Origin of the sequence: Ochrobactrum quorumnocens (assembly GCF_002278035.1) — a bacterium.
In the GTDB taxonomy this organism is placed as follows: Bacteria; Pseudomonadota; Alphaproteobacteria; order Rhizobiales; family Rhizobiaceae; genus Brucella; species Brucella quorumnocens.
Genome location: NZ_CP022604.1, coordinates 1781761 through 1799319, shown reverse-complemented (window position 1 = coordinate 1799319; position 17559 = coordinate 1781761). Strand labels below are relative to the sequence as shown.

Here is a 17559-nt window from a genome sequence, read left to right as displayed (position 1 = left end):
TCAGGCCTCCTTCATACGTTGGCGTGCTAATCTCATATCAGCAAACCAAACAAGTCCACGCTGTAGTGCTATGAACAGGAACAGCAATATACCGATTGCGATTTTCGTCCACCAGGAAGACAGCGTTCCATCGAAAACAATATAGGTCTGTATCAGGCCTTGGATCAGAATCCCGACGAAAGTACCTGCTACAAGACCTGCGCCACCGGTCAGAAGCGTTCCACCGATTACCACCGAAGCGATAGCATCGAGTTCTACACCGACGGTTGCCAGCGAATAGCCAGAAGACGTGTAGAGCGTATAGACAATGCCAGCGAGACCCGAAAGCACACCGGACATCGTATAGATGCCGATTGTTGTGCGGCCAACGGGAACCCCCATCAGTTCGGCTGATTGCTGATTGCCGCCGAGTGCATAAATATTAGCACCAAAGCGCGTGCGATGCGCGATAATACCGCCGATTATGAAGACGGACAGCATCACCATTGCAATGAATGTCAGTCTGCCTCCGCCCGGAAGCCGGAAATAAAGCCCCTGAAGCGTATCGAGGAAGGGGTGCGAAATCGGCACGGATTGTGTCGAGATGAGGAAGGCTGCGCCACGCGCTAGAAACATACCTGCAAGCGTCGCCACAAAGGGCGGAATACCCAGAAAATGGATCATCATGCCCATCCACGCACCGAAGAGGGCAGCAAGCACCAGCACCAATCCAAAAGCCACTAGAGGGTGCACACCCAACTGGCCGACAAGGACAGCCACAAAAACGCTGGTGAAAGCAATAACTGATCCCACCGACAGATCGATGCCGCCGGAGATGATGACAAATGTCATGCCGACTGCGGCAATGCCAAGAAAGGCATTATCTGTGAGAAGATTTCCGATAACCCGCGTTGAAAGCATGTTCGGAAACTGGATGACGCAGATCGCATAAGCGAGTAGAAAAATGGCCACGGTTGTCAGGAATGGAAGATTGCGAAGCACTCTCATCATTGTGCTCCCTGCTGGTTTTGATGTGTTGTTTTGGCTGCATTGCCTTTGCGCTCAGTACGCAGGAAGGCGATCAGATTGACAATTGCCGGTGACTGGAATGTCAGTACGATAATGATGATGCCCGCCTTGATGATCAGGTTGAATTCCGGTGGGAAGCCCGCCATCAGAATGCCTGTATTGATCGACTGGATAATGAGTGCGCCAAGCAGTGAGGCCATGATCGAGAAACGACCACCATTAAGCGAGGTGCCGCCGATAACGACTGCCAGAATGGCGTCGAGTTCAAGCCAGAGGCCTGCATTGTTGGCATCTGCACCGCGAATATCGGCAGTTGCGATCAGACCTGCGAGCGCCGCACCTGCGCCTGAAACCGCATAGACACTGAATAGAAGAAAGCGCGCTTTAACACCTGCCAGCATGGCTGCGCGGCGATTGATGCCGGTCGCCTCAATGAGGAATCCAAGCGCACTTGAACGCACTGCAAAGCCAACGACGATACCAGCAAGTAGCCAGATCAGCACCGGAATGGGCACACCAAGCAGCGAGCCCGAACCAAGGGCTGCGAAGGCATCATTATTGAAGGTGAGGATCGCGCCTTCGGTGATGAGCTGCGCAATGCCACGCCCCGCGACCATTAAGATGAGCGTCGCGATGATGGGCTGAATATCGAAAACTGCAACCAGAAACCCATTCCACAATCCGCAGAGCAGGCCAACGCCCAATGCGACCGGAATGACAATTGCCAGCGGATAGCCTGAGACGACCAACGACGCAGCACATGCGCCGCTTATCGCCATTACGGCTCCCACGGATAGATCAATGCCACGTGTGGCAATCACCAGCGTCATGCCGATGGCCAGAATGGCCACGGGTGCTGCACGCACCAGAATGTCGATCAAGCTTCCATAGAGACGCCCATTTTGAAATGAAATATCCAGAAATCCCGGCGATATAATCGTGTTTGCAGCAAGAATTGCCACAAGCGCGGCGAGCTGGGGCGCTAGTCTTTTAAGTTTTTTGAGCAGGCGAGCGATCATGCTGCAGCTTCCTTTTCGCTGACATGACCGGTCTCGGCAATTGCGCGAACAATATTGTCAGCGGTGATTTCTTCGCCTTTGAGTTCTGCGACATGGCGACGGTCGGAAAGCACGATGACACGATTGGCGACAGCAGCCAGCTCTTCAAATTCCGAAGAGATGATGACGAGTGACATGCCTTCAGTACAGAGTTCGCCGATCAGTTTCAGAATTTCCGCATGTGCGCCGATGTCGATGCCGCGCGTCGGTTCATCGAGGATCAAAAGGCGCGGATCGGTAGCGAGCCAGCGGGCCAGAATGGCTTTTTGCTGGTTGCCGCCGGACAAAAATTTGATTGGTTTGTTGGGATCAGGCGGGCGAATATCGAGCGCCTTGATATAGCGCTGGGCGAGAGCTGCTTTTTCGCGGGAGGAAATAGGCGTTGACCAGCCCCGTTTTGCTTGCACGGCGAGGGCAATGTTTTCAGCAACCGAAAAGTCGCCGATGATGCCATCCGTTTTACGTTCTTCTGGGCAAAAGGCGAAGCGTTCAGCGATAGCCGCCACAGGTGTAGGCAGTTTTGTCTCTTTGCCGTCTACCGTCAGTGTGCCGCTGTCGGCTTGATCTACACCGAACATGAGAAGTGCGGTTTCGGTGCGTCCTGAACCGAGCAATCCTGCAATACCGATCGCTTCGCCCGGCTTGATAGCAAGATCGAAAGGCACAACGCTGCCTTTTTTGCCAAAATCCGAAAATCGAATGGGTGCGGCGGTGTCGTCGCTCACTTCTTCGGTGAGTTGTCTGCGCACGGTCTCTTGCAGTTGATGGCCGAGCATCATGGAAATGAGGTCGGTGCGTGGTAATTCGGAAAGATTGCGGCTGCCAACCAGCCGTCCATTGCGCAAGACGGTGGCGCAATCGGCGATAGCATAGACTTGATCCAAAAAGTGAGTGATGACGATGATGCCGAGACCTTCAGCTTTCAATTGCCGCAACACGCCGAACAGCATATCGACCTCACGCGCGTCAAGGCTGGCGGTCGGTTCATCCAGTACGAGAACCTTGCCCGAAAGATCGACGGCGCGGGCGATGGCGATGATCTGTCGTATAGCGACGGAATAGGCTGAAAGTGGTGCGCTGACCTCAATCGTCAGTCCATAGCGTGATAGAAGTGCTGCTGCATCGCGTTCCATCTGACGGCGATCAACAAAGCCGAACCGACTTGGCTGCCGGCCAAGAAAAAGGTTTTCGGCGACTGTGAGGTTTTCGAGAAGATTGACTTCCTGATAGACTGTGCCGATGCCAAGTTTTTGCGCGTCGGTGACGGATGCGGGGGCGATCGACTGGCCTTCGAGCAGTATCGCGCCGTCAAAATTGTGATAAGCGCCAGTCAATATCTTGATGAGCGTCGATTTCCCTGCGCCGTTTTCCCCAAGCAAAGCGTGGATTTCACCTGTCGCAAGAGCAAAGTCGACATGATCAAGCGCTGTGACGCCGAAAAATGATTTTGTTATTCCACGAGCTTCAAGCAGCGGGGTCGCCGTTACTGACGCTGCGCCGATATCAGAGCGAGCCATATGATTTTTCCGCCTGCTGATTTGCGAGTTCTATCCGGGCTACTCAACTTGCGCAGCCCGGATAAGATGATGCGATCAGTAGCCCAGGCCCTTCTTGGCCTCATAAACAGCCTTCGGATCGTCAGCCTGTGTATAAAGCTTGGATTCGGTCTGGATCCACTTTGGTGGAACCGTGCCCTTTTCTTTGAAAGCTTCGATGGCATCGAATGCCGGGCCAGCCATATTTGGCGTCAGCTCAACCGTTGCATTGGCTTCACCATTGGCCATTGCCTGGAAAATATCCGGCACGGAATCGATCGACACGATCTTGATGTCGGTGCCTGGCTTTAGACCTGCTTCTTTGATGGCCTGAATTGCGCCGACGGCCATGTCGTCATTATGGGCGTAGACAGCACAAATATCCTTGCCGCCACCTTCAGCCTTGATGAAGCTTTCCATGACTTCCTTGCCCTTGGTGCGGGTGAAGTCGCCGGTCTGAGAGCGGGAAATCTTGATATTGTCGTGGCCGGCAAGAGCTTCTTCGAAGCCCTTTTTACGGTTGATTGCCGGGGACGAACCTGTGGTTCCCTGAAGTTCAACCACGGAACAAGGCTTGTCGCCCACGTCTTTCACCAGCCACTCGCCAGCGACCTTGCCTTCATGGACTTGATCGGAGGTAACAGCAGTGAGATAGAGATCTTCCGGTGCATCGATCTGGCGGTCGAGAAGCACAACAGGAATTTCTGCTTCCTTGGCTTCCTTCAGCACCGCATCCCAGCCTGTCGCAACCACTGGCGCGATCAGGATTGCATCGACGCCCTGCGCAATGAAGCCGCGAACGGCCTTGATCTGGTTTTCCTGCTTCTGCTGTGCGTCGGCGAATTTCAATGTATGGCCGCGCTTTTCAGCTTCCTGCTTGGTGACGCTGGTTTCGGCTGCACGCCAGCCCGATTCCGAACCGATCTGCGAAAAGCCGACCGTCAGTGAGGCTGCAGATACACTCGAAATCAGGGCGAAAGAAAATGCGGCCGTCAGGGCCGTCAAACTGCGTTTCATAATAGTTCCTCCCAATAAAAGGCCCTCCCGGCCTTTGCGATTATGAAGCATATAATATTACTTTATAGCAAGTATATTTCTGAATCCTGGTAAGCGATTGAGGTGCGACAAACGTGCATAATTTAGAATAATTATTTAAAATCAATATGCTAAATCTACTTTCCCAGTAAGGTAGCGACGGGGCGCGTGATCAGTTCTTCGAGCTTGCTTGACAAAGCGGTGTTTGGCAAAATAGTCATATTAATAAGAAGGAGCCGTCAAATGGCACGGATGTGTTTTTGAACGGTCAGGATAATGTTCCGCGATGGTTTTGCGGAAATTGGGAGGTTCAATGTTACGTCTGATACAGTTCCGCGACGCGCGCGGAGAAACACGTGTGGCTGCTTGCGATGACGAGGGCGCGGCACACATCGTTAATGGCGTAACGACAACTTATGAATTGGCCTGGGCAGCAATTTCTGCAGGTATCAGTCTTGCCGAGCAGGTGGCCGAGCAAGTGAAACATAATGGCAAGGGTGAGGCTGTCGATATTCATGCAGCACTTGCAGGTGGTCAGGTTGGCCTGCCGATTACCCATGAAGATCCAGCACATCTGATTGTTGCAGGTACGGGCCTCACACATCTTGGTTCTGCTGACGGTCGCGACAAGATGCACAAGGCAGCACAGGCTGCTGAAAAGCCGACCGACTCCATGCGTATGTTTTTGATGGGTGTTGAAGGCGGCAAGCCAAAGCCCGGCCAAACCGGCGTGCAGCCGGAATGGTTCTATAAAGGTGATGGTTCGGCGCTGGTTGAAACGGGCGGTGAATTGGTCTCGCCATCTTTTGCCGAAGATGGTGGTGAAGAACCGGAACTCGCAGGCGTCTATCTGATTGGGCCAGATGGCACGCCGTTTCGCCTCGGCTTCTGCCTTGCCAATGAGTTTTCTGATCATGTGACGGAAAAGCAGAATTATCTCTGGCTCGCGCATTCCAAGCTGCGTCAGGCGTCGCTGGGGCCGGAGCTTTATGTGGGGGACCTGCCGGATCATGTTGAAGGCGTTTCACGGATTCGTCGCGGCGATCAGGTGATCTTTGAAAAGCCGTTCCTTTCGGGCGAAGCGAACATGTCGCACACGATTGCCAATCTGGAACATCACCATTTCAAGTACGAGCTGTTCCGTCGTCCGGGCGATATTCATGTACATTTCTTTGGCACCGCAACCCTGTCTTTCTCCGAAGGAGTGAAGACGGAAATCGGTGATCAGTTCGAGATTTCGGCAAAGCCTTTCCGTTATCCGCTGGTCAACAGACTGGCACAGGCGAAAGCCGAAGATGTTGCAGTGAAGGCGCTGTAAGATGTCAGCTCAGTCCAATATCTCTCTTGCTATTGTTGGTCTTGGCAAGATTGCGCGCGACCAGCATCTACCGTCCATTGAAGTCGTAAACGGCATTCATCTTGCCGCCGTTGCCAGCCGCAACGCCGGTCTCGATGGTCTGCCATCTTTCCACGATATTGCTGACCTGCTGGCGTCGGACGTTACCATTGATGCCGTTTCGCTCTGCACGCCGCCGCAGGGGCGCTTTAACCAAGCCTATGCGGCACTCAAAGCGCGCAAGCATGTGATGCTGGAAAAGCCTCCGGGGGCTACGATTTCGGAAGTGCAGGCACTGACGCGTTTCGCTGAGAAACAGGGCGTGACGCTTTATGCAACATGGCATTCGCGCGAAGCCGCAGCCGTCGAACGTGCACGCGAATTTCTGAAAGACGCTGCAATCAAGTCTGTTGCGGTTTCGTGGAAAGAAGACGTGCGCCATTGGCATCCCGGCCAGCAGTGGATCTGGGAGCCAGGCGGTCTTGGCGTTTTCGACCCGGGCATCAATGCGCTGTCTATTGTCACGCATATTATGCCGGAAAGGTTTTTCCTGACGAAATCCGACCTGTTTTTCCCCGAAAATAGAGCGGCACCGATTGCTGCTGATCTAAAGTTTGAGACGGAAAGCGGCGTGCCGGTCTCGTTTGAGCTCGACTGGCGACAGACGGGTCCGCAGACATGGGATATTCGTGTCGAGACCGATAAAGGAACGCTGCTGTTGAGCCATGGCGGTAGTCGGTTGACCATCGCAGGCACGGAGAAAATGGCCGAGCCGGATCGTGAATATCAGCGCCTTTACCAGAATTTTGTGAAGCTGGTTGGCGAAGGGCAGAGTGATGTTGACCTGGCACCTCTGACCCATGTTGCCGATGCCTTCCTTCTGGGGCAGCGGCATGTGGTTGAAGCTTTTGAAGATTAAAGCGCATCCCGAAAAGTGTGAAACGGTTTTCGGAACAAGATGCGCGATGAAACAAACATTCAGCACGCCGATCTGACTTTGAGGATCGGTGTCGAAGGAATTGGGACCGCCCGACGGTCTCTTACCCACGCAGGACAGTGAAATGAATAAGCCCGTTACGCCAAAGGCACCAAGATTCCGCTCGCGCGCATGGTTCGATAATCCGGACAATGTCGACATGACTGCGCTCTATCTTGAGCGCTATATGAATTACGGTCTCAGTCAGGAAGAGCTGCAATCCGGTCGACCGATCATCGGCATTGCGCAGACGGGTTCTGACCTTTCACCGTGCAACCGTCATCATCTGGAGCTGGCCAATCGCGTTCGTGAAGGTGTGCGTGAAGCGGGCGGCATCGTGATCGAATTTCCGGTTCATCCTATCCAGGAAACCGGTAAGCGTCCGACGGCGGGTCTGGACCGTAACCTTGCTTATCTCGGCCTCGTGGAAGTGCTTTATGGCTATCCGCTTGACGGCGTTGTGCTGACCATTGGCTGTGACAAGACTACACCTGCCTGCCTGATGGCTGCTGCGACCGTCAATATTCCGGCGATTGCGCTGTCGGTTGGCCCAATGCTCAATGGTTGGTTTCGTGGCGAGCGTACCGGTTCGGGCACAATCGTCTGGAAGGCACGCGAGTTGCTTGCCAAGGGCGAGATCGACTATCAGGGCTTCGTGAAGCTGGTTGCTTCTTCGGCCCCATCGACTGGCTATTGCAATACGATGGGCACGGCCACGACGATGAATTCGCTTGCCGAAGCACTCGGCATGCAGTTACCGGGTTCTGCTGCAATTCCAGCGCCTTATCGTGACCGTCAGGAAGTTTCCTATCTGACCGGCCGCCGCATTGTTGAGATGGTCTATGAAGATCTGAAGCCAACAGACATCATGACCAAGGAAGCCTTCATCAATGCAATTCGCGTCAATTCTGCGATTGGTGGTTCGACCAATGCGCCGATCCATTTGAACGCTTTGGCGCGTCACGTTGGCGTGGAGCTGACTGTCGATGACTGGCAGAAATATGGCGAGGAAATTCCACTTCTGGTCAACCTTCAGCCAGCGGGTGAATATCTCGGTGAAGATTATTACCATGCGGGCGGTGTGCCAGCAGTCGTCAATCAGCTGATGGGGCAGGGCCTCATTCATGAAGATGCGATCACTGTTAATGGCAAGACCATTGGTGAAAACTGCAAGAATGCCACGATTGAAGACAGCAATGTCATCAAGACTTATGATGATCCATTGAAGAAACATGCTGGTTTCCGTGTGCTGCGCGGCAATCTCTTCTCTTCGGCAATCATGAAGCTCAGCGTTATTTCGGAAGAATTCCGCAATCGCTATCTGACGGACGAAAAAGACCCGAATGCCTTTGAAGGCAAGGCTGTCGTGTTTGACGGCCCGGAAGATTATCATCACCGCATTGACGACCCGTCGCTGGAAATCGACGAGCATACCGTGCTGTTCATGCGTGGTGCAGGGCCAATCGGTTATCCGGGTGCCGCAGAAGTCGTGAACATGCGCGCGCCTGACTATCTTTTGAAGAAGGGCATCAGCTCCTTGCCTTGCATCGGTGATGGTCGCCAGTCGGGCACGTCGGGTTCGCCTTCGATCCTCAACGCATCGCCTGAAGCTGCGGCTGGCGGTGGCCTTGCCATCCTCAAGACGGGTGATCGGGTTCGCATTGATATCGGTCGTGGTACGGCGGATATTCTGATTTCCGATGAAGAACTGGCAGAGCGTCGCAAAGCTCTGGAAGCTGCGGGCGGCTACAAATACCCGGAAAGCCAGACTCCGTGGCAGGAAATCCAGCGCGCGGTTGTTGGTCAGATGGAAACGGGTGCCGTTCTCGAAAACGCGGTCAAGTATCAGGATATTGCGCATACGCGTGGCCTGCCGCGGGATAACCACTGATGTCGGAGGTTCAGAAGCCATTTGCGGCAGTTGCGGACTGGGGAACGACCCGGTTTCGCCTCTGGACGCTGGATGTCGATGGCACTGTGCTCAAGGAAAGCCGTGGCGATGACGGGCTGCTGCACGCCAAAGAAGCGGGTTTTGAGACGCTGCTTGAACAGCATCTGGCTCAGGTCAATGCGCCCGATGATCTGCCGGTGGTGATCTGCGGTATGGCCGGTTCGCGGACCGGCTGGATCGAAGCGCCCTATATGAGCTTGCCTGCGGGGCTGACAGGCGTTGTTGCTGCTGCGGTTCGGGTGCCTGCAAAACGCCATGTCATCATGCTGCCAGGTGTTGCGCGGCGCAGCGAGGATGCGCCGGACGTAATGCGCGGCGAGGAAACCAAGCTGCTTGGTCTGGTGCATCGCGGCACGCGTGATGCCGTGGTGGTGATGCCCGGAACGCACGCCAAATGGGTACATATCGCAGACGGCAAGCTCAACGATTACCGCTCTTTCATGACGGGCGAATTGTTTGCACTCCTGAAAGACAAGTCGGTTCTGGCTGGTGCGCTTGAAGGAGCTGAGCCGGTCGATCCGACAAGCGCTGCCTTTGCAGCAGGTGTCAAAGCTTCGCTTGAGACACCTGAGCTTATCGCCAATGCGCTCTTTACGGTGCGTGCTGGCTGGCTGGTGCATGACTATAAGCCGACAGATCAGCTTGCACGTCTGTCGGGACTGCTGATCGGATTGGAAGTTGCCGGTGGCCGCACATTGTTTGGTAAACCAAGCGAGGTTCTGCTGCTTTCCGACGGCATGATGGGCGCGCTTTATGCTTCTGCACTTGAGATTGCTGGTGTGAAAGTGAACCGCATCGAAGCCGATGAGCTGGTGCGCGATGGGCTGTTTATGGCGGCAAAACACGCATTTGCGGGAGGAGCGCGATGAGCGAACGTATCGCATGGCCAAAGCTTCGCTATCCGCTGGTGGCAATCCTGCGCGGCATTCGGCCAGAAGAAACGGAAGGTGTTGTCTCCGCTCTGATCGAGGTGGGTTTTGAGGCGATTGAAATTCCACTCAATTCGCCGGAGCCGTTTGTATCCATTGAAAAGGCTGCGAAACTCGCGCCAGACAATGTGCTGATTGGTGCTGGCACAGTGCTTTCGGTCGAGAATGTGGATCGGCTCAATGATGTTGGTGGCCGACTTCTGGTCAGCCCCAATGTCGAACCCGATGTCATTCGCCGTGCGACCAAGCATGGCATGGTGACGATGCCCGGAGTGTTCACACCGACGGAGGCTTTCAGCGCCATTCATGCAGGCGCATCGGCGCTCAAGTTTTTCCCGGCAAGTGTGCTGGGTGCTGACGGCATCAAGGCCATTTTCGCGGTCTTGCCGAAGGATATTCCGGTGGGTGCCGTGGGTGGCGTCTCGGAAGTTGATTTTGCGACTTATCGGGCAGCGGGAGTGAGCTGTTTCGGGCTTGGTTCCAGTCTTTACAAGGCTGGTTTGACGGTCGCTGACGTGCGTGAACGCGCGCAGCGTGCGGTTGAGGCATGGGACAAGATCGCAGGCTAGAGCATGTCTCCCAAAAGTGGGAACCGGTTTTGGGACAAAGACATGCGTAAAAACGAAGGCTTAGCATCTTGTTTTGGAGGAATTCCGCAGGGCCTAACGGCGGGGGCGGAAATTTTGGGAGAACGGCAGGCTTATAGAGCCTGTCCCAATTTGGGAGTGAGACAATGGCAGGCATAAAATCATTAACACTGGCAGTGGCGATGGCCGCCTTTGCCTTTACCGGCTTTGCACAGGCAGAGGACAAAGGTCTTGTGGGTGTAGCAATGCCAACCAAGTCGTCGGCGCGCTGGATTGCGGACGGCGACAACATGGTAAAGGTACTTCAGGAGCGCGGTTATCAGACCGACCTTCAATATGCTGAAGACGATGTGCCGAACCAGCTTGCACAGATTGAAAACATGGTCACCAAAGGTGCCAAGGTTCTCGTGGTTGCATCCATCGACGGCACCACGCTTTCCGATGTTCTGGCAAAAGCCAATGAAGAAGGCATCAAGGTCATCGCTTATGACCGCCTGATCCGCGACACGCCAAACGTGTCCTATTATGCGACTTTCGACAATTTCCAGGTCGGTGTGCTTCAGGCGCAGTCCATTGAGACCGCTCTTGATCTCAAGAACAAGGAAGGCCCGTTCAATATCGAGCTTTTCGGTGGTTCGCCTGACGATAACAATGCCTACTTCTTTTACAACGGCGCTATGTCCGTTCTGCAGCCATATATCGACAGCGGCAAGGTCGTCGTTGCCAGCGGCCAGACGGGCATGGACAAGGTAGCAACCCTGCGTTGGGATGGTGCGACGGCTCAGGCACGTATGGATTCAATCCTTTCGGCCTTCTATTCCGACAAGAAGCTAGACGCTGTGCTTTCGCCTTACGACGGCATTTCCATCGGTATCCTGTCTTCGCTGAAGGGCGTTGGCTATGGCAGCGGCGACATGCCGATGCCTGCGGTTTCCGGTCAGGATGCTGAAGTACCTTCGGTCAAGTCGATCCTTGCTGGCGAGCAGAATTCTACAATCTTCAAGGACACCCGCGAACTCGCCAAAGTCACCGTCGATATGGTTGATGCGCTGATGACCGGAAAAGAGCCAGAAGTGAACGACACCAAGACCTATGACAATGGCGTCAAGGTTGTGCCGTCCTATCTGCTCAAGCCGGTTATTGTCGACAAGTCGAACTGGAAGCAGGTTCTGGTCGATAGCGGTTATTACAAAGAAGACCAGATCCAGTAAATTTGTGCCCGGACGCGTGCTGAAAAGCGCATCCCGAAAAGTGTGAAACGGTTTTCGGACAAAGATGCGCGTGAAAACAAATGTTTAGAACGCGTCCGGAATGCCTGCTCATTGCCATCATCCCCGCCGCCCAGTTTTCGAACTGGGTTAGGCTAACAGATTGACAGCGTTGTCTATTTGAGAGCTGAGGATTCGCAGAATGATGGCATGGCAGGCCACAGCTTAATTCCTTCAACTTGAGTAAGTTAAGGTAAAATTATGCTGTAAATACAGAATGTTAGAGCGACATTTGTGCGCCCCAGAGGGCGCGCGGCGCTCTAGTAATGGGAGCGAGCGATGAACGTAGCCAATCCTGTCCCGCTTGAGCAGAACAGCGGTCAGCCGGATATTGCCGGTAAACCCCTGCTTGAGATGCGCGGTATCAGCAAATCCTTCGGTGTCGTGAAGGCGTTGAGCGATGTCAATTTTACCGTGATGCCGGGAGAAATTCACGCATTTGTCGGCGAAAATGGCGCGGGCAAATCAACGCTGATGAAAGTGCTGTCGGGTGTTTATCCCTCTGGCAGCTATGGAGGTTCGATCTTCTTCGACGGAGAAGAGCGCCACTTCCGCGATATCAATGATTCCGAAGCGCTCGGCATTGTCATCATCCATCAGGAGCTGGCGTTGGTGCCGCTCATGACGATTGCCGAGAATATTTTTCTCGTCAATCCGCCTGCAAGCTATGGTGTTATTGACCGCAGCGAGGTGCATAGCCGCACAAAGGCGCTTTTGAAGAAGGTTGGCCTGACGGAATCGCCGGATACTCTGGTGACGGATATTGGTGTCGGCAAACAGCAACTTGTTGAAATTGCCAAGGCGCTTTCCAAGCGTGTGCGCCTTCTGATCCTTGATGAGCCGACGGCAAGCCTCAACGAAACTGATAGTGCGGCCTTGCTGGCATTGCTGCGCGAGTTTCGCGCGCAGGGCATCACTTCGATCCTGATTTCGCACAAGCTCAATGAAATTCGTGAAGTAGCTGACAAGATCACGGTGCTGCGCGATGGTCGCGCTGTAGCAACGCTTGATTGCAATGCGGGCGAGGTCGAGGAAGACGATATCATCCGCAAGATGGTCGATCGTGATCTGGAAAGCCGCTATCCTAAGCGCGACCCGAACATTGGCGATGTGATTTTCGAGGTGGATGACTGGTCCGTTTATCATCCGCTGCATCCGGAGCGCCACTCCGTCAAGAACGTTTCGTTTAAGGTGCGAGCCGGTGAGATCGTCGGTATTGCAGGCCTGATGGGCGCTGGTCGTACCGAGTTTGCCATGAGCCTCTTCGGGCGTTCATGGGGTACGAATATTTCCGGTGAAGCTCGTATGAATGGCACTCCGGTTGATATTTCCACGGTCGCCCGCGCCATCAAATCGGGGCTCGCCTATGTGACTGAGGACCGCAAAAAGCTGGGCCTTGTTCTTGGCGAAAATATCTCGCGCAACATATCGCTTGCACATTTGCGCGGCGTCAGCCCCAAGGGTGTGATCGACAGTATTCGCGAAATGAAGGTCGCGAACAGCTATCGCGATCAGATGAGCATCCGCTGCCACAACGTCTATCAGGAAACGGGCACGCTTTCAGGCGGCAACCAGCAGAAGGTGGTGCTGTCGAAATGGCTGTTCACGGGGCCGGATGTGCTGATCCTCGATGAACCGACACGCGGCATCGATGTCGGTGCCAAATATGACATTTACACAATCATCAATTCACTGGCCGACAGCGGCAAGGGCGTGGTCGTCATTTCTTCGGAAATGCCCGAGCTCATCGGAATGTGCGACCGCATCGTCGTTATGCATGAAGGCGCTTTCGTTGGCGAAGTGGCTGGCGAGGGCGCGACGCAGGAAAACATCATGCGCGCCATCATGCGGAATAAGGGAAAACAACAATGAGCGACAATGTCATCCAGAGCGGCCAGAAAGCGCCAAGCGGTGTGGGGCGTTATCTCAAAAACAATCTGCGCGAATCGGGAATGTTGCTTTCGCTCATCGCGATCATGATCTTTTTCCAGATCGTGACCGGCGGCGTGCTGATGAAGCCGCTGAACCTCACCAATCTCGTACTGCAGAACAGCTATATCGTCATTATGGCGCTCGGAATGCTGCTGGTCATTGTGACCGGGCACATCGATTTGTCTGTCGGATCGGTCTGCGGTTTCATCGGCGCACTGGCAGCTGTCATGATGGTGAAATGGGGTATTCCGTTTCCTGTTGCAGCCATTCTGTGCTTGATTGCCGGGGGGATTATCGGTGCGATGCAGGGTTTCTGGGTCGCCTATTTCAACATTCCATCCTTCATCGTAACGCTCGCGGGGATGCTGGTTTTCAAAGGGCTGATGCTTGCTGTTCTTGGTGGGCAGTCGGTCGGGCCATTCCCGCAGGTTTTCCAGAAGCTTTCGTCCGGCTTCATTCAGGAGTTTATTGGCACAACATCAGGCGGTATCTATCTCACATCGCTGATACTTGGTGTGGCAATTGCGGGTTTCATCGTCTGGCAGAACACAAGATCGCGCGCGCGCCATATCGCGCATGAGGTGGAGACAGAACCGTTTGGCCTGTTTGTGGCCAAGAATATTCTGTTCTTCGCTGGTATTGCTTATCTCGCGCTGCTGATTTCCTCGCATCGCGGTATGCCTAACGTATTGATTATCATGGCCGTTTTGATCGCTGCCTATGCGTTCCTGACCAATCGCACAGTAATCGGTCGTCAGATTTATGCTGTTGGTGGCAATCGTCATGCGGCGAAGCTTTCGGGCGTCAAGACCGAGCGGCTGACCTTCCTCGTCTTCGTGAATATGGGCGTGCTGGCAGCGCTTGCCGGTCTGGTTTTCGCGGCTCGTCTCAACACGGCAACACCAAAAGCTGGCCTTGGTTTTGAGCTTGATGTGATTGCCGCCTGCTTCATCGGTGGTGCATCGGCTTATGGTGGTGTGGGGCGTGTGACGGGGGCGGTGATCGGCGCGCTCATCATGGGCGTGATGAATAATGGCATGTCGATCTTGGGTATTGGTATCGATTATCAGCAGGTCATTAAGGGCATCGTTCTGCTGGGTGCTGTCTGCATCGATGTCTACAACCAGCGCCGCTAAACGGGGTTTGGCCATGGAATGGCCATATTCCTGACGCGGGTTTGACACGATTTAACGTGTTTCAGAGGCCGTTTTTGCGGATAAAAGCTCACAATCGGCGCGTTATCGCGCTGGTGCTTCGCCTTTTGGGAGAGGGAGGCAGAAGCCATTCGGGCCGGAACATTGTTCCGGCCCGATTTGTATTTTTAGCTCAGTTTGTATTTTTCAGATCGCCGTACGGCGCGCGTGGTCGAGATAAATCTCGCGCAGCTTCAGCGCAACCGGACCGGGCTTGCCGCCGCCAATAGGCTTGTTGTCGATAAACGAAATCGGCGTTACAAAAGTACCCGCGCTGGTCATGAAAGCTTCTTTCGCAGCATAGGCTTCATCAATCGTGAAAAGACGCTCTTCAAGCTTCATGCCGGTCTCAGCAATCAGTTGCAGCAGCGACAGGCGCGTGCAGCCCGGCAGGACCGCGTTGCTGTTTGGGCGGGTGACGATGACATCATCCTGCGTGACAATATAGCCGGTCGAAGATGCGCCTTCCGTGACATAGCCGTCCTCTAACATCCAGGCTTCATCGCAACCGGAACCCTTGGCGATTTCCTTGGCGAGAGCCTGCGGCAAAAGGCAAACGGTCTTGATGTCGCGGCGTTTCCAGCGCAGGTCTTCAAGGGAGAGTACCCGTGCGCCGGTTTTCAATACAGGTTTCTCGATCAGTGATACCGACTGCGTGAAAAGCACCACAGAAGGCTTCATGTCCTTTGTAGGAACGAAATCACGGTCGCGACCGTCGCCGCGCGTCACCTGAAGATAGACCAGACCTTCGGTCAGATTGTTGCGGCGGATCAGTTCGCGCTCGATCTCGACAATCTCATCTTCGCTCATCGGCATCGGAATGCCGATTTCACCTGTCGAACGACGCAGGCGCTTCATATGCGGATTGCTATCGATCAGCTTGCCGTCAAGCACGGCGGTTACTTCGTAAATTCCGTCACCAAAGAGAAAACCACGATCAAAGATCGAGATTTTGGCATCGCGCGCGGCGACATATTCGCCATTCACGTAAACGATGCGTTCTTCAAGTTCTGCTGAAACGGCCATGATGAATCCCGAAAAGAGCGCATCCCGAAAAGTGTGTAGCGGTTTCGGATCAGATGCGCGCAAACGCTAAAAAGAAAAAGGCTGCGAAGAACATCGCAGCCTTTTCTTATGCCTTCAACGCGTGAAGCGAAACATCTATTTTCAGGCGGCCTGCTTGGCGGCTGTGATTGCTTCGCTGCGGATTTCTTCGGTGAGCTTCAGACGTAGTTCTGAAAATTCCGGGCTGGCCTTCACATGGTAGGAGCGCGGATGCTCGATATCGACTGGGGTGATCGATTTGATCTTGCCGGGACGAGCCGTCATCGTGACCACGCGGGTCGCCATGAAGATGGCTTCTTCAATATCGTGGGTGACGAAGACGACTGTCTTCTGCTCACGCTCCCAGATACCGAGCAGCAGTTCCTGCATCAGCCCGCGGGTCTGGTTGTCGAGCGCGCCGAAAGGCTCGTCGAGCAGCAGAATCTTCGGATCGTTGGCAAGCGCACGGGCAATTGCCGTGCGCTGCTGCATCCCGCCTGAAAGCTGCTTCGGCCAATGGTTTTCAAACCCGCGCAGGCCAACCTTGTCGATATAATTATCGACAATTTCGCGCGCCTGTTTTTCCGGCATACCTTTTTCGCGCAGGCCGAAACCAACATTCTGCCGAATGGTGAGCCATGGAAACAGTGTATAGGACTGGAACACCATGCCGCGATCGGCACCCGGCCCTTTGACGGGCTGACCTTCCAGTGTCACCGTGCCGGTGCTTGGCTTGTCGAGACCGGCAATGATGCGCAGAAGCGTGGACTTGCCGCAGCCCGAAGGGCCGAGAATGGTGACAAAATCATTCTTGGGAATGATCAGGTCTGTTGGCTGCAATGCCAAAGTAGGTCCGCCGCCATGAACACCTGGGAATGTGCGGCTCACACCTTTGATAACAAGTTCCTGCTGGGATGCCGTAACCATTATGCGAACCTCCAGGCAAAGAGCCAGCGGTTGAAATATTTGAAGGCCAGATCGGAAATCAGGCCAATAACGCCGATCACAATGATACCGAAAATGATCTGTCCGGTGGCCATAAGCGCCTGCGAATTGATAATCATGTAGCCGATGCCCGATGATGCGCCGATCAGTTCTGCAACGATCACGTAAGTCCAGGCCCAGCCAAGCACGAGACGCAGCGTTTCTGCGATATCGGGTGCGCTTGCAGGCATCAATACGCGACGAATAACGCCACGGTCTTTCGCGCCAAGCGTATAGGCTGCTTCAACCAGATCGCGGCGCGTGTTGGAAACAATGACAGCGATCATCAGAATGAGCTGGAAGACTGCGCCGATGAAGATGACGAGCAGCTTCTGCGTTTCGCCAATGCCCGACCACAGAATGAGAAGCGGTACGAAAGCCGATGCAGGCAAATAGCGTGCGAAGGAGACGAACGGTTCGAGCAGCGCTTCAATGGGTTTATATGCACCCATGGCTATGCCGAGCGGAATGGCAACGATGCTTGCCATGATGAAGCCACCCAGCACGCGCCAGACAGTCATACCGATATCCGAAAGGAAGCCCTGATTGGCGATGAGATCCCATCCGTCCTGAACCATGGTGATCGGATCGGCGAGGAAGGTGGGGGAAACGAAGCCTCCGAGCGTGGCGACGCCCCAGAAAGCAAAGAAAAGCACGAAGAACAGAATTCCCAGAAGAATTCGGGCTCCGTTTCCAATCGGTTGCATAGGCTGCATAGACATA

15 protein-coding genes are annotated in these 17559 nt (G+C 54.3%); 8 read left to right on the top strand and 7 right to left on the bottom strand.

Annotation, left to right across the window (positions count from 1 at the left end; translation table 11 throughout):
- From yjfF to ytfQ, 4 genes are all read right to left on the bottom strand, one after another.
- Nucleotides 1–987 carry a galactofuranose ABC transporter, permease protein YjfF gene (yjfF, locus tag CES85_RS18210; RefSeq protein WP_095447201.1) on the bottom strand — a complete coding sequence of 329 codons (987 nt, stop codon included), beginning with the start codon at nucleotides 985–987 and terminating at the stop codon, nucleotides 1–3.
- Complete coding sequence (locus CES85_RS18205; protein ID WP_095447200.1) at nucleotides 987–2027, bottom strand: ABC transporter permease; 1041 nt, start codon at nucleotides 2025–2027, stop codon at nucleotides 987–989. The genes yjfF and CES85_RS18205 overlap by 1 nt, the downstream gene beginning before the upstream one ends.
- Entirely contained in the window at nucleotides 2024–3583 is a 1560-nt protein-coding gene (locus CES85_RS18200; RefSeq protein ID WP_095447199.1) for a sugar ABC transporter ATP-binding protein, read from the bottom strand. Before CES85_RS18200 ends, CES85_RS18205 begins: the two co-directional genes overlap by 4 nt.
- 75 nt (nucleotides 3584–3658) lie before the next feature.
- Nucleotides 3659–4618 (bottom strand): galactofuranose ABC transporter, galactofuranose-binding protein YtfQ, encoded by a 960-nt coding sequence (gene ytfQ, locus CES85_RS18195; RefSeq protein WP_095447198.1) that lies wholly within the window; start codon nucleotides 4616–4618, stop codon nucleotides 3659–3661.
- Between the two features lie 331 nt (nucleotides 4619–4949).
- Between ytfQ and araD1 the strand changes: the two genes are divergently transcribed.
- The 8 genes from araD1 (at nucleotide 4950) to mmsB (ending at nucleotide 14751) form a co-directional block, all read left to right on the top strand.
- The gene (araD1, locus tag CES85_RS18190; protein ID WP_095447197.1) at nucleotides 4950–5954 is read left to right on the top strand and encodes an AraD1 family protein; all 1005 of its coding nucleotides are present in this window, start codon (nucleotides 4950–4952) and stop codon (nucleotides 5952–5954) included.
- Between the two features lies 1 nt (nucleotide 5955).
- Complete coding sequence (locus CES85_RS18185; RefSeq protein WP_095447196.1) at nucleotides 5956–6891, top strand: Gfo/Idh/MocA family protein; 936 nt, start codon at nucleotides 5956–5958, stop codon at nucleotides 6889–6891.
- 142 nt (nucleotides 6892–7033) lie between these two features.
- The gene (locus CES85_RS18180; RefSeq protein WP_095447195.1) at nucleotides 7034–8839 is read left to right on the top strand and encodes an IlvD/Edd family dehydratase; all 1806 of its coding nucleotides are present in this window, start codon (nucleotides 7034–7036) and stop codon (nucleotides 8837–8839) included.
- Entirely contained in the window at nucleotides 8839–9768 is a 930-nt protein-coding gene (locus CES85_RS18175; protein ID WP_095447194.1) for a 2-dehydro-3-deoxygalactonokinase, read from the top strand. Before CES85_RS18180 ends, CES85_RS18175 begins: the two co-directional genes overlap by 1 nt.
- On the top strand, nucleotides 9765–10397 hold the full coding sequence (locus CES85_RS18170; protein ID WP_095447193.1) for a 2-dehydro-3-deoxy-6-phosphogalactonate aldolase: 633 nt from the start codon (nucleotides 9765–9767) through the stop codon (nucleotides 10395–10397). The genes CES85_RS18175 and CES85_RS18170 overlap by 4 nt, the downstream gene beginning before the upstream one ends.
- A gap of 164 nt (nucleotides 10398–10561) precedes the next feature.
- Nucleotides 10562–11626: a multiple monosaccharide ABC transporter substrate-binding protein gene (gene chvE, locus CES85_RS18165; protein ID WP_095447192.1), complete on the top strand. Its 1065-nt coding sequence runs from the start codon at nucleotides 10562–10564 to the stop codon at nucleotides 11624–11626.
- A 336-nt stretch (nucleotides 11627–11962) separates the two neighbouring features.
- Nucleotides 11963–13555: a multiple monosaccharide ABC transporter ATP-binding protein gene (mmsA, locus tag CES85_RS18160; RefSeq protein WP_095447191.1), complete on the top strand. Its 1593-nt coding sequence runs from the start codon at nucleotides 11963–11965 to the stop codon at nucleotides 13553–13555.
- A complete protein-coding gene (mmsB, locus tag CES85_RS18155; protein ID WP_095447190.1) occupies nucleotides 13552–14751 on the top strand; it encodes a multiple monosaccharide ABC transporter permease in 1200 nt (399 codons plus the stop codon). The genes mmsA and mmsB overlap by 4 nt, the downstream gene beginning before the upstream one ends.
- A 204-nt stretch (nucleotides 14752–14955) precedes the next feature.
- Here the strand turns inward: mmsB and CES85_RS18150 are convergent, their stop codons facing one another.
- From CES85_RS18150 to CES85_RS18140, 3 genes are all read right to left on the bottom strand, one after another.
- Entirely contained in the window at nucleotides 14956–15837 is an 882-nt protein-coding gene (locus CES85_RS18150; RefSeq protein WP_191793572.1) for a D-amino-acid transaminase, read from the bottom strand.
- A 138-nt stretch (nucleotides 15838–15975) separates the two neighbouring features.
- Entirely contained in the window at nucleotides 15976–16779 is an 804-nt protein-coding gene (locus CES85_RS18145; RefSeq protein ID WP_095447188.1) for an ABC transporter ATP-binding protein, read from the bottom strand.
- The gene (locus CES85_RS18140; protein ID WP_095447187.1) at nucleotides 16779–17552 is read right to left on the bottom strand and encodes an ABC transporter permease; all 774 of its coding nucleotides are present in this window, start codon (nucleotides 17550–17552) and stop codon (nucleotides 16779–16781) included. Before CES85_RS18140 ends, CES85_RS18145 begins: the two co-directional genes overlap by 1 nt.
- Between the last annotated feature and the right edge of the window lie 7 nt (nucleotides 17553–17559).

Excerpts from the sequence above, each read along its gene's own strand:
- yjfF (WP_095447201.1), bottom strand. The coding sequence starts at position 987 with ATGAGAGTGCTTCGCAATCTTCCATTCCTGACAACCGTGGCCATTTTT.
- CES85_RS18205 (WP_095447200.1), bottom strand. The coding sequence starts at position 2,027 with ATGATCGCTCGCCTGCTCAAAAAACTTAAAAGACTAGCGCCCCAGCTC.
- CES85_RS18200 (WP_095447199.1), bottom strand. The coding sequence starts at position 3,583 with ATGGCTCGCTCTGATATCGGCGCAGCGTCAGTAACGGCGACCCCGCTG.
- ytfQ (WP_095447198.1), bottom strand. The coding sequence starts at position 4,618 with ATGAAACGCAGTTTGACGGCCCTGACGGCCGCATTTTCTTTCGCCCTG.
- araD1 (WP_095447197.1), top strand. The coding sequence starts at position 4,950 with ATGTTACGTCTGATACAGTTCCGCGACGCGCGCGGAGAAACACGTGTG.
- CES85_RS18185 (WP_095447196.1), top strand. The coding sequence starts at position 5,956 with ATGTCAGCTCAGTCCAATATCTCTCTTGCTATTGTTGGTCTTGGCAAG.
- CES85_RS18180 (WP_095447195.1), top strand. The coding sequence starts at position 7,034 with ATGAATAAGCCCGTTACGCCAAAGGCACCAAGATTCCGCTCGCGCGCA.
- CES85_RS18175 (WP_095447194.1), top strand. The coding sequence starts at position 8,839 with ATGTCGGAGGTTCAGAAGCCATTTGCGGCAGTTGCGGACTGGGGAACG.
- CES85_RS18170 (WP_095447193.1), top strand. The coding sequence starts at position 9,765 with ATGAGCGAACGTATCGCATGGCCAAAGCTTCGCTATCCGCTGGTGGCA.
- chvE (WP_095447192.1), top strand. The coding sequence starts at position 10,562 with ATGGCAGGCATAAAATCATTAACACTGGCAGTGGCGATGGCCGCCTTT.
- mmsA (WP_095447191.1), top strand. The coding sequence starts at position 11,963 with ATGAACGTAGCCAATCCTGTCCCGCTTGAGCAGAACAGCGGTCAGCCG.
- mmsB (WP_095447190.1), top strand. The coding sequence starts at position 13,552 with ATGAGCGACAATGTCATCCAGAGCGGCCAGAAAGCGCCAAGCGGTGTG.
- CES85_RS18145 (WP_095447188.1), bottom strand. The coding sequence starts at position 16,779 with ATGGTTACGGCATCCCAGCAGGAACTTGTTATCAAAGGTGTGAGCCGC.
- CES85_RS18140 (WP_095447187.1), bottom strand. The coding sequence starts at position 17,552 with ATGCAGCCTATGCAACCGATTGGAAACGGAGCCCGAATTCTTCTGGGA.